11 protein-coding genes and 1 other annotated feature are annotated in these 16,243 nt (G+C 38.8%); of the genes, 6 read left to right on the top strand and 5 right to left on the bottom strand.

The genetic code is table 11. The features are described 5' to 3' along the window. The coding region (locus IQ10_RS08015; protein ID WP_242009792.1) for a transglycosylase domain-containing protein at nucleotides 1-2,728 on the bottom strand (2,728 nt) is incomplete at its 3' end. A gap of 274 nt (nucleotides 2,729-3,002) precedes the next feature. Continuing rightward, nucleotides 3,003-3,216, top strand: a binding site (T-box leader). 108 nt (nucleotides 3,217-3,324) lie between these two features. On the opposite strand from IQ10_RS08015, the gene tyrS reads away from it, so the two are divergent. Continuing rightward, nucleotides 3,325-4,569, top strand: coding sequence for a tyrosine--tRNA ligase (gene tyrS / locus IQ10_RS08020; protein WP_144449976.1), 1,245 nt, complete (start codon nucleotides 3,325-3,327; stop codon nucleotides 4,567-4,569). 59 nt (nucleotides 4,570-4,628) lie between these two features. Here the strand turns inward: tyrS and rpsD are convergent, their stop codons facing one another. After that, a complete protein-coding gene (rpsD, locus tag IQ10_RS08025) occupies nucleotides 4,629-5,231 on the bottom strand; it encodes a 30S ribosomal protein S4 (protein ID WP_144449977.1) in 603 nt (200 codons plus the stop codon). Between the two features lie 518 nt (nucleotides 5,232-5,749). On the opposite strand from rpsD, the gene IQ10_RS08030 reads away from it, so the two are divergent. Then, nucleotides 5,750-7,987: a sensor domain-containing diguanylate cyclase gene (locus IQ10_RS08030; protein ID WP_144449978.1), complete on the top strand. Its 2,238-nt coding sequence runs from the start codon at nucleotides 5,750-5,752 to the stop codon at nucleotides 7,985-7,987. A gap of 158 nt (nucleotides 7,988-8,145) precedes the next feature. Here the strand turns inward: IQ10_RS08030 and IQ10_RS08035 are convergent, their stop codons facing one another. Next, the gene (locus tag IQ10_RS08035; RefSeq protein WP_144449979.1) at nucleotides 8,146-8,631 is read right to left on the bottom strand and encodes a GAF domain-containing protein; all 486 of its coding nucleotides are present in this window, start codon (nucleotides 8,629-8,631) and stop codon (nucleotides 8,146-8,148) included. Between the two features lie 176 nt (nucleotides 8,632-8,807). Here IQ10_RS08035 and refZ point away from each other — a divergent pair, with 176 nt between their 5' ends. Continuing rightward, the gene (gene refZ / locus IQ10_RS08040) at nucleotides 8,808-9,443 is read left to right on the top strand and encodes a forespore capture DNA-binding protein RefZ (RefSeq protein WP_144449980.1); all 636 of its coding nucleotides are present in this window, start codon (nucleotides 8,808-8,810) and stop codon (nucleotides 9,441-9,443) included. Between the two features lie 32 nt (nucleotides 9,444-9,475). Here the strand turns inward: refZ and hisJ are convergent, their stop codons facing one another. After that, nucleotides 9,476-10,297 carry a histidinol-phosphatase HisJ gene (gene hisJ, locus IQ10_RS08045; RefSeq protein ID WP_199757403.1) on the bottom strand — a complete coding sequence of 274 codons (822 nt, stop codon included), beginning with the start codon at nucleotides 10,295-10,297 and terminating at the stop codon, nucleotides 9,476-9,478. A gap of 262 nt (nucleotides 10,298-10,559) precedes the next feature. Between hisJ and ezrA the strand changes: the two genes are divergently transcribed. Next, a complete protein-coding gene (gene ezrA / locus IQ10_RS08050; protein WP_144449981.1) occupies nucleotides 10,560-12,248 on the top strand; it encodes a septation ring formation regulator EzrA in 1,689 nt (562 codons plus the stop codon). Between the two features lie 42 nt (nucleotides 12,249-12,290). Here ezrA and brnQ read toward each other — a convergent pair whose 3' ends face one another. Continuing rightward, complete coding sequence (brnQ, locus tag IQ10_RS08055) at nucleotides 12,291-13,604, bottom strand: branched-chain amino acid transport system II carrier protein (RefSeq protein WP_144449982.1); 1,314 nt, start codon at nucleotides 13,602-13,604, stop codon at nucleotides 12,291-12,293. Between the two features lie 232 nt (nucleotides 13,605-13,836). On the opposite strand from brnQ, the gene IQ10_RS08060 reads away from it, so the two are divergent. Continuing rightward, entirely contained in the window at nucleotides 13,837-14,979 is a 1,143-nt protein-coding gene (locus tag IQ10_RS08060) for a cysteine desulfurase family protein (RefSeq protein WP_144449983.1), read from the top strand. Beyond that, nucleotides 14,979-16,184, top strand: coding sequence for a tRNA uracil 4-sulfurtransferase ThiI (gene thiI, locus IQ10_RS08065; RefSeq protein WP_144449984.1), 1,206 nt, complete (start codon nucleotides 14,979-14,981; stop codon nucleotides 16,182-16,184). The genes IQ10_RS08060 and thiI overlap by 1 nt, the downstream gene beginning before the upstream one ends. Nucleotides 16,185-16,243 lie beyond the last annotated feature (59 nt).

Consider the following 16,243-nt stretch of genomic DNA (forward strand, 5'->3'; position numbering starts at 1 on the left):
CATTTCCGTTACTAGGAGAGCCATTGCCCCCACCATTGCCATTTCCGTTACTAGGAGAGCCATTGCCCCCGCCATCATTACTATTTTCATTTCCATTTCTAGCTGAATCGTTAGGATCACCATTACTGCTGTCATCATTATTTTCAACTGGAGTGGTTACTTCATCTGTTTCAGGCTGATATCCTGCACCTTGAGCAAAGGAGGATGCTTGGGATTCACGACCAGATGCATCTACAGCTGTCACATAGTAAGAGTATGATCCAGCTTGAACGGTTGTACTTGTATTCGTATTTTGACGCACATGTGTTAGACGTTGATAATTAGTTTGACCACTCGGAGCCCGGTAAATCCTGTAACCGACAATATCGTTATCAGGATGTTTGTTCCAAGATAGCGTTTGTCCATTTAACGTTACTCCTGTAACTGTACCTGGAGTTCTTCCGTTGTCAGGCGCTTGCTGGTCTGGGACTACATTTCTCATTGAATCTGGCAAATAAGAAGATATATTGGAAATATCCCAAATGTTATTCGAAATCGCAACGCCTTGTTCGGTAAATTCGGATGGAGTTGAGCCAAGTGCTAAATAGTTTCGCCCATCAATTGTGACATAACGTACGCCTTCTAAACTGTCATCTGCTTGAGATGGTAAAAAGTTCACATTAAATAAATCAGTTGTCACGAGTCCAGCTTGCTGACAAGCGGGAGAAGGGAGAAGACCCGTTATACTACAGATCGATCTTCTAACAATTCCATCAGGCATTACAAAGCTTTGCCCAGGAGCTAGTAGCTCTGGATTAGCAGAGTGAGCTGCGTTAGCAATATTAGCCCAAATTTGCTGAGTGCGAGGCCCGTAGCGCAAGCCTCCTACAGTGGTTTGGATTTGTTTAGGTGTGTCATAACCAATCCATACTCCAAGTGTTACATTAGGATTTGTACCGACAAACCATGAATCTCTTACACCACTTGTGGTACCTGTTTTTCCTGCCCAGTCAGCATAGAACGATAACCGACCAGGTAATGAACTTGCTGTACCACCAGGACGAAGCACATCTCGTAACATATCAATCGTTAAATAAGCTGTTTGTGGAGAGAACACTTCTGTTTCTTTCGGCTGATGCTCATAAATGATTTCTCCATTAGCTGTTTCAATTCGTTCGATAAGATAAGATTCTACGTATTTACCGCCATTTGCAAATGTTGCATAGGCGTTTGTATTTTGTTCTACCGTCACATTATTTTCTGTTGCTCCTAATGCAGCAGACTCATAAGGCTCGCCAGGTCCTAATTCAAAGCCGAGATTGAGCAATGTTTCTCGTGCTTGCTCATGCGGAACTCTCATAAATGAACGAACAGCTGGTACGTTCCGTGAGCGAGCTAACGATTCGCGAACAGATAGCAAACCCTGATGTGAATTGTCAAAATTGGTAATCTCTTGCCCTCCCGAATAGTAAGCTTCTGTATCAGGAACGACAATTCCAGGCTGTACTGCACCGATTTCCATTGCAGGAGCATAAGCAAGGAGTGGCTTCATAGTTGATCCATTTTGACGATATGCTTGTGTTGCGTGGTTGTATTGACTGTCTCCACCTTCATCTCGACCACCGACGAAGCCTTTTATCGCACCAGTTTTGTTCTCAATAAGAATAGCCCCGACTTCTTCTTGTTCGCTATCATTATTTGGTCCAGGTTTGTTTGGTCCAAATAAATGATCATTTTGAACAGCTTCTTGCATAGCGATATAAATGTCTTTCTCGATGGTTGTGTGAATTCGATAGCCGCTGCCTCTTAGTTGAGACATGGCTTCGTTTCGTATTTCTACATGTTCTTCTGCATCAAGGTCTTCAATCGAAATGTTCTGTTGCTTTAGCTTCTGTTCAACTAAAACATCTGTTGCACGACGCATCACTTCATATGTCAAATAAGGGTATAGTTCAATTGGTGCTGCTGTACTGTCTGTTAAATTTTCTCGAATTTCATAGGACATTGCCGTTTCTAACTGTGAGTCAGTAATAAAACCGGCTTCATGCATTCTCGAGAGTACAGTTTGCATACGATTTAAACTCGGATCAAGATTTTCTTTTACAGACCCATCACCATTAAATGGTGTGTAGCCAAAAGGACTTTGGGGTAGACCTGCTATATAGGCTGCTTGCGGGATCGACAATTCGCTTGCATTAACACCGAAAATACCTTGTGCTGCGGCTTGAACGCCTGCAATATGACGTCCAGAGGAATTTCGGCCAAATGGGACAATATTTAAGTAAGCTTCTAAAATCTCATCTTTTTCGAGAAACTTTTCTAAGCGCATGGCCAGTAAGATTTCTGTTGCCTTTCGATCAAAAGAGACCTCACTTGTCAGGATTTGATTTTTGATGAGTTGTTGAGTTAGTGTACTTCCACCTGTTTGCAAATTCGAATTAGCAAACTCCTGAAAGGTTGCCCGCATAATGGCTTTTGGAACAACGCCATCATGTTCATAAAAATATTCATCTTCTGTAGCAATAATAGCATTTTTCACATGATCAGAAATGTCCTCTAAGGCAACTTGGTGTCTTTCGATATCTGAAGGTAACTCGCCTAAAAATACATTATTTGCAAAATATACTTGACTCGTTTCTTCATAATCGTAAATGTCTGTGCGCATCTCATTTGCTGTTCGCAGGGGCTCATCTTTTACAAGGGAGGCGAAATAACCTGCTGCTGTTCCTCCAACAAAAAAAATCGACATACATCCGACTACTAAGCAAATAAGGAAAAGGTTCCAAAATACTTGGTATGTGATGCCGATTCTTCGAAAAACTTTCATTTCGTGCAATTTCCTTGAAAATGCTCGTATTTTCTCTATAAATGTTGATTTGTTAGTATGCATAGCAAACCTCCCATATATCAGCCATATTATAGCACATGCTAGTAAGTGATGATACGCTTTCTGGGATATTATCTTATGTCTGATTGACAAGGTGAAATAGATATGGTAAAAAAGAAACATTAAAATTTTAATAATTTCAGCGTTGAAAGATCGAAGTAATCTTTGTCTCCCTGTTTTAAAGAGAGCTGATGGTTGGTGTGAATCAGTACAAAGGCAAAAGGTGAATTACAATCTGGAGCTTTCTTTGTGATAAGCAAGGAACGGTTAATCCGTTATCGAAATCAAGTGGGAGAAATATATTTATTATTTCTTCAACAAGGGTGGTATCGCGAGACCTCGTCCCTTTTTTAAGGGGTGGGGTCTTTTTGATTTTACAAGGAAGTTTATTCAAAAAAAAGTCTAGCTACAGTACCTAACCAAGGGGCTGATGCTTTTCATACTAGGAGGAATAAATGATGGAAAAAGAGTACACATTGACAGTGGAGCAACAAGCAGAGGTAGAACGGCAAATCGCATATTTACAACGTGGTGTCGTTGAAATTGTTCCAGAAGCAGATTTTAGAAAAAAGATTGAGAAGTCGGTTGTGACAGGAAAACCGTTAAAAATAAAGCTTGGTATGGACCCGTCCGCACCAGATGTGCACATTGGACATACGGTTGTTCTTCATAAGCTTCGTCAATTCCAAGAGCTAGGACATGAAATTCAAATGCTTATTGGAGATTTCACGGGTCGAATTGGCGATCCAACAGGAAAATCGGAAACGAGAAAGCAACTGACAGATGAAGAAGTAAAGAAAAATGCAGAGACGTATGTGGAACAATATGGAAAAATTCTTGATATGGATAAGGCGAAAATTTATTACAACTCAGAATGGCTTAAGCCGCTAACGTTTGAAGATGTGGTTAAGCTTGCAGGAAATATGACAGTAGCAAGAATGTTGGAACGCGATGATTTCGAAAAGCGCTATAAATCAGGTCAACCGATTTCTGTTCATGAATTTTTCTATCCACTTATGCAAGGATATGATTCTGTTGCTCTAGAATCAGATATTGAAGTTGGGGGTACGGATCAGAAATTTAATTTGCTGATGGGGCGTCATCTTCAAGAGGCTTATGGGAAAGAGAAGCAAGTGGCGTTAACGTTGCCGTTAATTGAAGGTCTTGATGGTGAACGGAAAATGTCGAAGTCACTTGGTAACTATATTGGTATTGACGAAGAACCAAATGAAATGTTTGGTAAGTCAATGTCGATTCCTGATGAGTTGATGATTAAGTATTATAAGCTAGCAACAGACTTGTCACTAGAAGAAATTGCGCAGCTTGAAGTTGGGTTGAAGGATGGTAGTGTTCATCCGCGTGATGCGAAAATGAATCTTGGAGCGAAATTTGTTGAAATGTACCATGGTGAAGAAGCTGCACAAGAAGCGAGAACATACTTTGAAACAGTATTCCAAAAACGTGCACTTCCAACAGACATTCCAGAAACAACATGGGAAGGTAGTTCGCCAGTATGGATTGTCGACTTACTTGTAGATTTAAATATGCTCGGTTCAAAAGGTGAGGCAAGACGGATGATCCAAAATGGTGGAGTGAAAATTAACGAAGAAAAAGTGGAGGATGTTCAACTACAGGTTGAGATTGGTTCAGGATTTGTCCTTCAGGTCGGTAAGCGTAAATTTATGAAGGTCAATCCTAAATAATGTATTATTTAAAGGATAAAAAAATCCAGCCCCTATGAGGCTGGATTTTTCTTTGAAGATTAACGAGAGTAGAATTCAACGATAAGCGCTTCTGTGATTTCAGCAGGAAGCTCAGAACGCTCAGGAAGACGAGTGTAAGTTCCTTCTAGCTTATCTGCATCAAATGTTACGTAAGTTGGAACGAAGTCATTGCCTTCTAATGCTTCTTTCACAACTTCAAGGTTACGAGACTTCTCACGAAGGCTGATTGTTTGACCTGGTTTAACGCGGTATGATGGAATATCAACGCGTCCGCCATCTACAACAATGTGACCATGGTTAACTAGTTGACGAGCTGCACGACGAGTGCGAGCAAGACCCATACGGTAAACTAGGTTATCAAGACGAGACTCAAGAAGAATCATGAAGTTCTCACCGTGGATACCATTCATTTTACCAGCATCATCAAAAATACGACGGAATTGACGTTCGTTCACACCGTACATGTGACGAAGCTTTTGCTTTTCTTGAAGTTGCAATCCGTATTCAGAAAGCTTCTTACGTTGGTTTGGACCGTGTTGCCCTGGAGCGTACGGACGTTTTGCTAATTCTTTACCAGTTCCGCTTAGTGAAACACCTAAGCGACGAGATAATTTCCAAGATGGACCTGTATAACGAGCCATAATTTGACTCCTCCTTGTTATTTTGTTGTTGCAAAATAACAACCGCTTGATAATCTCATACTATGATCATTTTGCCTTCATGTATTTTCGCTTCGACAGCTAGAAGTTACACAATACACCTCGACTTTAGTCTCGAGGAACAAAATGAAGCTAACATAGTACGTTTACCTTGGCTGTCTTATTTTACACAAAATCCATTATACAAAATTTATATTGTTGATGTCAATATTCTTTTTAAAGCAAGCACTGAATAGGAAGATGGGATCCCATAATTTTTTATATGCTTACTCTGATCAGACATAGTAAAATGCAACAAGTTGTTTTATAATAGAGTGCACAAAGACCTAAAGTTAAATGAAATAGAATAATCGAAATGTCATATATACTTTGAAAATTAAGGGTATGATCTAGCCTGTCTTACTAGACTATTTCCAAATTTTAAGAATGATTAAAAATACGATGCGCTGTAGTCTATTGTTACCTAAGATGCGCATGAAATTGTGTGGTGGTACAAGAGAATGGACAAGCTTCTAATTGGAAACAGCTATAATAGTCAATTTAGAACAGTATTAGAGGAGGTTGTGTCAAATCATATTTTGAACACAACTTTGTTTGAGTCTGCTGTTTTTTTTATTGCATCTAATGAACAAATTCTTTCTGTTTGTAGAGTACAAGATATCCCTTCTTCTATGATAGAGGCCGTTAACTATTTTCAGAATCATTTCTCATCTGAAAAGTTGAAACATGAATATGAGCAATCGTTGCTGCTTGCTGTACCTATTTTGAACATCAACGAAAGTAACCCTGCACGTTACATAGGTGCCATTGTTCCATTAGAAAGTGAAGACAAGACTCTTTTAGAAGAATATCTTGAAGGAATTGCTTCTGGAATGAATTTAAGCCAACACTTATCTAATGCTGAGTCAGAATTAATTAAGTTAAAAGACTTACTGAAAGAAGCCGACTATCAGATTGAATTTACGTCTCTAGCTAACGCACTCGTGCAGTTATATGAGAGAAATGAACAAACTTCAGGTAAGCTGCTTATCGTGGAAAAAAGCGGTGACCATTATGTTCCATTATTTCATCAGTCTGAGTTGCAAATCCTTCCTGTTAAAGAAGCTGTTGAAGCGTATAGCTATGTAGAAGCTACGGATGCTGATCATCTGTTTTTCCTGAAAGATATTCCTATTTTAGGAAATGGGTATAACGATCATCTTGTTTTTCTACTATTAAATGATAAAAAAATAGTGTCCTTGTTTCTTTTTTCATTTCAATCTGAGCAAGATGCGATGAGAGAAAAGGAAAAAATGAACGTTACTTTAAAAGAAATCGCACCGCTTTTGCAAAAGGGATATGCTCATGAAAAAAGCGTACGAGAAGGGCAGCGAAGCGATATCCTCTTTCAAGTAACCAAGAAATTTTATTCTACAATGAATATTGGTGAAGTGTTGGGAGAAATTCTCTATGCTATGGAAAAAGCTTATCCTCATTATCATGTTCATCTCTTGCTCTCTCAGGAATGGGAGGTTAGTGCGGAATTACGAATTAAACCTTTCATGTATGGGGCTGACAGTGGGAATCGTAAAGCAGAACATGCCTATTTAACAGGTAATATTCAAGTTGACGACAATATGTTATATGTCCCATTACGTGGTAAGCAAGGAGTCTATGGAGTGATGGAAATTCAAACCGCTCCCAATGTTTATATTCCATCCTATGAAATTGATTTTATTCAAATGCTTGCAGATACAGGAGGAAATGCTTTAGAAAATGCAGAGTTGTACCAACAATCGCGCAACCTTATTCATGATTTGCAGCTTATTAATGAAACGTCGCATCAAATCAATCTCAATTTGCGATTGGCCGATACGATCAATTTTATGACTCAACAAATCATAGAATCTTTTCAAGCTGAGCAAGTAGGGTTTATTATGTTTCCTGCAAAAGGAGAGTCCGTTGTTCTTGATGGAAGTACCCCATTTTTTATAAACGATGAAACGCTAAGCAGTCTTGATCCGTTCATACGAAAGGTCAAACGCGATAAGGATCCAGTTTATATTGGAGATACGCGTTTACATGAAGAATTTCAACTAGAGGAATATAAATCGGTTTTGACGGTTCCGATGATTCAAAACAATGAACTAAAGGGAATGGTTATTACGATTCATCGTGATGCTTATCATTTTACTTTTGAGAATTTTAAGTTGCTTCAATCATTGGTTCATCATTCCACACTTGCCTTTACAAATTCAATGCTTCATGAGGAGCTTGAACGGTTGGTCATTACTGATCATCTGACAAAATTATACTCTCGCAATCACCTTGACAAACGAATTCAGGACTCGATGAATCAAGATATTCAAGGGACATTTCTATTACTTGACATTGATAACTTTAAACAAATTAATGACACTTACGGACATCAAGTAGGTGATGATATCATTATTCAAGTATCCAATATTATGAAGAAAAATATTCGAGATGAAGATATTGCTGCTAGGTGGGGTGGGGAGGAATTAGCCATCTATTTCCCAAAGATAGAAGTCAACATTGGGAACCGAATCGCTAAACGAATTGTAGAGGCAGTTTCAGTTGAAACAAGTCCAAAGGTGACTGTATCAGTGGGTGTTTCTTCTTGGCATGCAAAAGACGCTGATCTGTCGTTGAAACGTTTGTTCAACCTAACCGATGAAGCGTTGTATAGTGCGAAAGAAGCAGGTAAAAATCAAGTTGTGACAAAGATGCCTTTATAGAAAAAGAAGAGAAATGGTTATATAAAAGTGACTCGTAATGGTCTGACTCTAACTAGACTACTGTCGTCTGAATAAACGATAAGTAGCAAGTAAATCAGACCTCGAGTCCTTTTTTATTCTTTAGGAAACTTCGCTATTGATTGCTTATCCATTATTAATTAAATAAAGATATGTTGCTCCAGTTCATGAATGAATTGTTCTAGGTGGGCTTGATCTTCTTGTGAAAAGCGGTTAACAGTTGGACTGTCGATATCTAAAATGCCAATTATTTTTCCTTCGTAGCGAATTGGAATGACAATCTCAGAACGTGAAGCCGCATCACAAGCGATATGACCAGGAAATGCATGAACATCCTCCACTAATAAAGTTGTCTCTTTCTCCACAGCAGTACCACACACACCTTTTCCAATCGGAATGCGTACGCATGCAGGAAGACCTTGAAATGGAGCAAGGACAAGTTCTTCATTTTTTAGAAGATAGAAGCCAACCCAGTTGACATCGGATAGAAATTGATAAAGAAGAGCACTTGCATTCGCTAAATTTGCGATCAAGTCCTTTTCTCCAGTGAGTAAAGCATTTAATTGTTTTGTCACAAGCTCATAGTTCTTAGCGAGTGTACCTTTATATGTCTCTGTTTGAAACATGAGTGTTCCCCCTTTTCATTAACTCTTTCTTTCGTATTCTACACGATTCTTGATTCAGAACAAAATAAAAAATATGTAGAAAGATTTCAACTAATTGTCGACCGATTCATAAAGGAAAATAAATGGTTGAATCGAAACGATTATAGTGAGCACTAGCAAAGGAAGGGGATCATGAGATGAAGGTAACAACGAAGGATAAAATGCTGGACGCTGCTGTTAGGTTGTTTCATACTCAAGGCTATGATGGCACTTCTGTTAGAGACATTGCGACGAAAGCAAACGTAAATGTTGCACTTGTCTCCTATCATTTTGGAGGGAAGAAAGGGCTATATGAAACGCTTGTGACCCAGTTTTTAGAAGGTTACCTTCATGTGATGAAAAGCGAGCTGAATCGTGATTTGTTGTCAGCGAAGGAACAATTGCTGTCGTTACTTAGAGCACTACTTTTATATCAAACAACGAATCACTACGTTGCAAGGATGGTTCATCGGGAATTGACCCTTGATTCGATACTTGTTCGTGAATTAATGGCTACGTACCTCAGAAAAGAAAAGCATGATTTTGAGAACGTCATTCGTCGAGGAATGAGAACGGGTGAATTTCAGAAGCAGCCAATTGACTTTATTATTATCCATTTGCATACGATGGTGACGATGCCGTATTTGTCGCCTCATTACTTGCGAGAATTGTACCAAATCACACCTACTGAACCTTATTTTATCGAGCGTTACATGGAGCACATGGAGCGCTGGGTGAAGACATGGCTTTGTCAAACATCAAAAGCCATGCCTTCAGCGTATCTTGCACTTTAATGACTGTATTCACATAAACCTTAATTAAGGATTCAGCGTATTGGTTTAGTAAGCGGGGCGTGTGGTACGAGCTGATCATGGCCGCTCATCAGTGCACTAACTTGATGGGCATCTGAGCCGTACACAAGAGGGATGTTTAGTTCAATCGCTTGATCGATAATATGATCATAAGGGTATGGCTCTTTGCAAAGCGGCTTGACACATCCAGCGCCGTTATAGTCGAGCTCATATCCTTTCTTTTGGATTAGTGAAAGGATTTGCGTCGTTTCTTCGTTAAAAAGAGCATTTGTTGGAAACCGCTTATGAAACTTACGGGCCAGTGTAATATGTCCAATTCGCTTAGGTTTAAAATGACCGATGTTTGCTTCAATGGATGCTAATACTGTTTGAAAGTAACGTTTGTATACATTTTCGGTTGAACCAAGTAATTGAATTGCTTCGGCAAATGTATCTGGACTATAATCTATGCAGAAATAATCCTCGTCTATTTTTAAAAAATGAACGGACAGAATGCTATCATCGAGCAATGACCCGACTTCATTTAAGAAATAGGTTGTCTCACGTTCAAACCCCTCAATGTAATCAACTTCTAAGCCTAATAAAATATTAAGTTTCCCTTTATACTCTTTTTTCAAAGCTTGGATATGATCTATATAGCTTTCTAGATGTTTTGGATCCATTCCACTATCTTTTAAGGGAGTAGGGTCAGTGAAGGAAGGCGGAAGTGGTGCGTGTTCGGCAAATGTAATTCCCTTCATACCAAGTTTTATTGCCTCTTCGCAATAATCTGCAAGTGAATCCATAGTCCCATGTGGGCACCAAGGTGTATGAACGTGGCCATCATGTATGATCATCTTATCTCTCCTCCTATGTCGATACCCTTAAAAAAAGCATACAAAGTCGCATTTTCATGGTATCATAATACTGATCAAAATCGTAAAAAACATAAAAACTTTATAAAAATTGTCATGATATAGAGGATATTTGTTTTTTTTGGAGAAACAACAAGAAGTGCCGTAATAAACGAGTTGGTTTAAACGCTATTGGCGTTCATCACAGAGTGAAATGAGGCCTTCATTACAACGATTATAAGGAGCATAAGAAGGGAGTCCTCACATGTCTTACCTTATTTATACGGCGATCGCCGTTATTGCTATTTTAGTTATTGTTAGTGCAATCTTTAGAAAACGAACGTATAAAGAAGTCGATCGATTAGAGGAATGGAAAAATGAGATTATTAATCGAGCCATCCCCGATGAAATTGGTAAGGTTAAGCAGCTTCAAATGTCAGGGCAAACGGAAGAGAAATTTGAAGAATGGCGAAATGAATGGGATGATATTGTCGTAACCATTTTGCCTCAAATTGAAGAGCAGTTGTTTGATATCGAAGAGCTGGCAACGAAAAATCGCTTTAATAACGCGAAGCAATTGATTACCACGGTTGAAAATCGTTTAAATGGGATTGAAGTGCAATTAACGCAAATGCTTGGAGAGATCGACCAGCTTGTACAAAGCGAACAGCAAAATCGTACAGAAATTGACGATGTTAAGGCGAGTTATAAAAAATTGTATGCTGCATTAATGAAGAAGCGAGGGTCGCTTGGACAAGGTCTTGCTGCATTTGATGAGAGGTTTGATAAGGTAAATAACTTATTAACATCATTTGACGAAGCTACGGCTGAGGGGAGTTATCTTCAAGCGAGAGATCACCTTGTTGAAGCGAATGATTTGCTTACGGAGACCGAATCGTTATTGGAGCGTTATCCCAAGTTGTTGGTGCAGATTGAAACGACGATACCTTCAGAAATAAAGAATATTCGTGAAGGTATGGAAGAAATGGAGATTGCAGGATACAAGCTAGAAGCATTTGCTCTTCATCCACGAATCGACCTATTTCATGAAGAGCTAGTGGCGTTGAAAGAAGAAATGGCTAGCTTAAAGTGTGATGAAGTGGAGCAACGTTTAAAAGAATTATCAGAGCAGATTGAACAGGTATATGAAGCTTTAGAGTACGAGGTACAATCAAAACAATATGTGACTGATAAGCTATCTGAATTAAATGAACGAGTAGAGCAAGTGAATCAAAGAAGTGAGGAGTTAGCTCAAGAAACAGAGCAAATTCAGCAAAGTTACCATTTATCTGAAGAACACTTTAAAGCTCAAGATAAAATGAAAGAGAAGGTATTTGATCTAACGAAGCAGCTGGATGTTTTAGAGGATATGTCTTTAAATGAAAAGCAGACGTTTACATCCATACGTGAAATGGTTGACGAGTGGCAAGTAGAAATGGAGAAGCTTTCAACCTCTGTTGAACGTGACAAAGAGTCTCTTTTTGCTCTTAGAGAAGATGAATGGAGAGCGAAAGAAACACTGCGTACTTTAAGAGATACAATGCTTGAGACGAAACGAATGGTTCAAAAGAGTAATATTCCTGGATTACCTCAGAAATCTCTTATGCAGCTTGATCAAGCGGAACAGAAGTTAATGGAAGCTTCTGTTCAACTTGAGCAAGTCCCTCTAGAGCTTGGTAGGGTTAATGTCCTTGTGCAAGAAGCTGTTGGATTGGTTAATGAGAATGAAGAGTTGATAAAAGAAACGATTCATCAAGCTGCATTGGCAGAGAAAATCATTCAATTTGGAAATCGTTACCGAAGTCGATCTCAAGCTGTAGAGGCAGGATTGATTGATGCTGAACAATACTTCCGCCAATTTGAATATGAAGAGGCAATTGAATGTGCGGTACAGGTTATTAAAGTATATGAACCAGATGTGTTAGAACGTGTAGAAGAATATGTCAGTGCTTAAGTTTAAAACCAGGACCTGATCAGGGTCCTGGTTTTATGTGTTTTAACCGTTATTTTTATTATGCAGTATTGTGCCGATAATAGCACCAATAATAGAAGGAAGCAACCAACCAACTCCATTTGTGAAAAGTGGAATATTCTCAAAAACAGAAGAGATTGAGATGATCTCCATTCCAGCTGCGACGAGCCCATCATAAACGCTAATAACACTTGCAAAAGCAATGGATCCGATAAAAGTAGAGCGAGGGATACGGATAAAAGAATCAATCAACGACAACGTAATTAAGACAATAGCAATTGGATAAATAGCCACAAGAACGGGTAACGAAACGGCAATGAGCTGACTGAGACCTAGGTTAGCCATTGTCAGACTGAAAAGACATATAACAGCTATAATAACAGGATAAGAAAGCCCGTTAAACCGTTGTGTTAAAAATTCTCCGCAAGCAGAGACAAGTCCAATTGATGTTGTTAAGCATGCGAGTATGATAACCAAGGCCAATAAGACTGTACCAACTGGTCCAAATAACGAAGCTGTTATAGAAGAAAGGATAGCTCCTCCATTATCTAAATGTCCAATTGTTTCGACACTTGTAGCACCAAGATAAGCTAGTGCTACATACACAAAGGAAAGGCCTAATCCTGCAACAATACCAGCTTTAATCGTGTAAGCACGAAGCGCTACTTGCTGAACAATTTCTTTTTCCTTTAATCGGTTTATAATCACAATTCCAAAAACAAGAGCAGCAATTGCGTCCATTGTTAAGTAGCCTTCGAGAAAGCCACTGAAGAAAGGACTGCTAGAATACTTATCGACAGCAGGCTCTAATTGACCAAGTGGTGAAGCGACACCACGAACTGAGATAATAGCAATAAAAATCAAGAGCAGAGGTGTTAATACTTTACCAACTCGATCGACTAGCTTCGCGGGATTAAGAGCTAGCCAAAAAGTAAGTAAAAAGAAAACAAAAGTGGAGATAAATAAACTCCAACCATTTTGACTCGAACTTGTTAGAAAAGGAACAACACCAATTTCATATACGACTGTTCCTGTACGAGGAATTCCAAAAAAAGGACCAATCGCTAAATAAACGACAATGGGGAAAATCATAGCAAATAAAGGATGCACTTTTGATGAGAGTTGGTGAAGATCCCCTTTAACTTGTGAAATCGTGATGACAGCAAGCAGAGGCAATCCGACCCCCGTGACGAGAAAACCTAAAATAGCTAACCAGATGTCTTCACCTGCCTGTTGTCCTAGTAAGGGAGGAAAAATTAAATTTCCAGCTCCTAGAAATAATGCGAACATTAAGAAACCGAGTGCGGCGATTTCTTTTAATGGTAATGTTTGTTTCATGTTGTATCCTCCAGCGTGTGTTGTTTAAACGTCTACCTAAAAAAAAACCGTCACTAATCGTATCATAAATAAGGGCACGATTGAACAAAAGAAAAAATGAAAAGGTTGAAATGATGAAAATAGTTACCAAAATGCATCTCGATCTTGTTATTTAGACATTTTGTGCTAACATATATGAATGCACAAAATTAGAACGGGGTTTTTAAAATAAGATGAGGAGGTTAGCGAATCGATGATTTATTTAGATAATAGTGCGACGACAAAACCTTATAATGAAGTTGTCGAGACATATGCAAAGGTAGCAACTACTTATTTCGGTAATCCATCATCTCTCCACTCTCTTGGTATGCAAGCAGAAGGACTTATGCTCGAATCGCGTAATCGGATAGCTGGTCTCCTTGGTGTGAAAGTAAATGAAATTATTTTTACTTCTGGTGGAACAGAAGGGAATAATTTAGCGATAAAAGGTACAGCGTATGCACGTAAAAAACGTGGGAAACATTTGATAACCACTGTAATCGAGCATCCATCTGTGCATGAAACGTTTAGTCAGCTTGAGCAAGAAGGATATGAAGTAACATATCTCCCTGTTGATCATGAAGGAAGAGTAAATGTGGAGCAGGTTGTCTCTGCTATTCGTCCTGATACCATTCTTGTTTCGATTATTCATGTTAATAATGAAGTTGGAACGGTTCAACCGATTGAAGAGATCGGAAAACGTTTGAAAGAATATCAGAATGTCTATTTTCATGTTGACCATGTTCAAGGGATATCAAAAGTTCCCTTGTCATTTCATCAGGCCAATATTGATTTATGCACATGTTCAGCTCACAAATTCCATGGAATGAAGGGGACTGGATTTTTGTTTGTACGTGAAGGCGTAAGATTAGCATCCCTTCTTCATGGTGGAGAACAAGAAAATAGATTTCGAGCAGGAACGGAAAATGTAGCGGGTATTGTTGCGATGGCAAAAGCGTTAAGGCTTGTAAAAGATCAAGAAAACACAAAGTATGCACAGCTTTATGAGCTTCGAGAACAATTTGTCCGTGAGCTAAGAAAAATTGATGGCGTTGTTCTCAATAGCCCAATGGCAAAAGCGGCCTCTCATATTGTTAATTTTTCAATTCCAGGTGCAAAGCCAGAAGTAGTCGTCCAGTCTTTGACTACAAAAAAAATCTATGTATCTACAAAATCCGCTTGTTCATCAAAGCTATCGGCACCTAGTCACGTTTTAATGGCAATGGGTTTAGGAGAAGAAAGAGCCGCCTCTGGTGTTCGTGTCAGCTTTTCTTATGAGACAACAGCAGCTGAACTTAAATGCCTGCTGCAAGAGCTTCATTCTTTAATTCCAGAATTGTTGGAGGTTGTCAGATAATGCAATATGATCATATTTTAGTTCGCTTTGGTGAACTTGCATTAAAAGGAAAAAATCGTTCTGTTTTTGAAAAACAGTTACTTCAAAATATTAAAATGAACCTAAAGGCTTTTTCTCGACTTAACATTACTCGGACATTTGGCCGTATTATTGTTGAGTTAAATGATGAGAACCATGAGCCAGTTGTCGAAAAGCTAAAATCTATTTTTGGTATCCATTCATTTAGTTTGGCTTTTAAAGTGGAGAATGAGCTATCTGCGATTCAGCAGGCAGCTTTAGAAGTGTTGAAAGGACACGAGACACCTGTCCGCACATTTAAAATAAGCTCTAGACGTGCTTATAAGCAATTTCCACTTGATTCGCAGCGTTTAAATTATGAGGTTGGTGGATACGTTCTGACTCATACAGATGATATTACAGTCGATGTGCATCACCCTGATGTCAATATTACTGTTGAAGTTCGTGAAACAGCTACCTATGTTACATCGGGTTCATACCAAGGTCCAGGTGGATTACCTGTAGGAACAGGTGGTAAAGTTTTATTGATGCTCTCAGGAGGAATTGATAGTCCTGTAGCTGGTTATTTGACAATGAAGCGTGGCGCAAAAATAGAAGCGATTCATTTTCATAGTCCACCCTATACAAATGAACGTGCGAAACAAAAAGTAATCGACTTAGCAAAGACATTAACAAAGTTTGGAAGCAATGTCACTTTACATCTTGTTCCATTTACGGACATGCAAAAGCATATCCATTCTCAAATACCAAGTAGTCTTCAAATGACGATTATGCGTCGCATGATGATGAGGATTAGTGAGCAAATCGCGCAGCAAAGGGGAATTTTAGCTCTAGCTACAGGTGAAAGTCTAGGTCAGGTGGCCAGTCAAACTCTTCATAGTATGAATACAATCAATGAAGTGACGAATTTGCCAATTATCCGCCCTTTAGTGACGATGGATAAGCTAGAAGTGATCAAAATTGCCCAAGAGATTGATACGTATGAAACATCAATCTTGCCTTATGAGGATTGTTGTACAATTTTCTTGCCTCCTGATTCTAAGACTAGACCAAAGAGAGAGCAAGCAAATAAGTTTGAACAATATGTTGAAACAGACAAGTATGTAAAAGATGCTGTAGAAAGAACGGAAACGATCGTCATAACGAGTCAAACTCAAATGAATCATGAAGTGGATGATTTGTTTTAAGTTGATCTTATAAACATGTAAATTCACAGCAATTACCAGCAATACTATTGCATGTTTTT

The sequence above is a fragment of the Halalkalibacter nanhaiisediminis genome (assembly GCF_007830185.1).
Taxonomy (GTDB): Bacteria; Bacillota; Bacilli; order Bacillales; family Bacillaceae_D; genus Halalkalibacter; species Halalkalibacter nanhaiisediminis.

What these genes read in the sequence shown, in the direction of transcription:
- tyrS (WP_144449976.1), top strand. Translation starts at nt 3,325, where the DNA reads ATGGAAAAAGAGTACACATTGACAGTGGAGCAACAAGCAGAGGTAGAA.
- rpsD (WP_144449977.1), bottom strand. Translation starts at nt 5,231, where the DNA reads ATGGCTCGTTATACAGGTCCATCTTGGAAATTATCTCGTCGCTTAGGT.
- IQ10_RS08030 (WP_144449978.1), top strand. Translation starts at nt 5,750, where the DNA reads ATGGACAAGCTTCTAATTGGAAACAGCTATAATAGTCAATTTAGAACA.
- IQ10_RS08035 (WP_144449979.1), bottom strand. Translation starts at nt 8,631, where the DNA reads ATGTTTCAAACAGAGACATATAAAGGTACACTCGCTAAGAACTATGAG.
- refZ (WP_144449980.1), top strand. Translation starts at nt 8,808, where the DNA reads ATGAAGGTAACAACGAAGGATAAAATGCTGGACGCTGCTGTTAGGTTG.
- hisJ (WP_199757403.1), bottom strand. Translation starts at nt 10,297, where the DNA reads ATGATCATACATGATGGCCACGTTCATACACCTTGGTGCCCACATGGG.
- ezrA (WP_144449981.1), top strand. Translation starts at nt 10,560, where the DNA reads ATGTCTTACCTTATTTATACGGCGATCGCCGTTATTGCTATTTTAGTT.
- brnQ (WP_144449982.1), bottom strand. Translation starts at nt 13,604, where the DNA reads ATGAAACAAACATTACCATTAAAAGAAATCGCCGCACTCGGTTTCTTA.
- IQ10_RS08060 (WP_144449983.1), top strand. Translation starts at nt 13,837, where the DNA reads ATGATTTATTTAGATAATAGTGCGACGACAAAACCTTATAATGAAGTT.
- thiI (WP_144449984.1), top strand. Translation starts at nt 14,979, where the DNA reads ATGCAATATGATCATATTTTAGTTCGCTTTGGTGAACTTGCATTAAAA.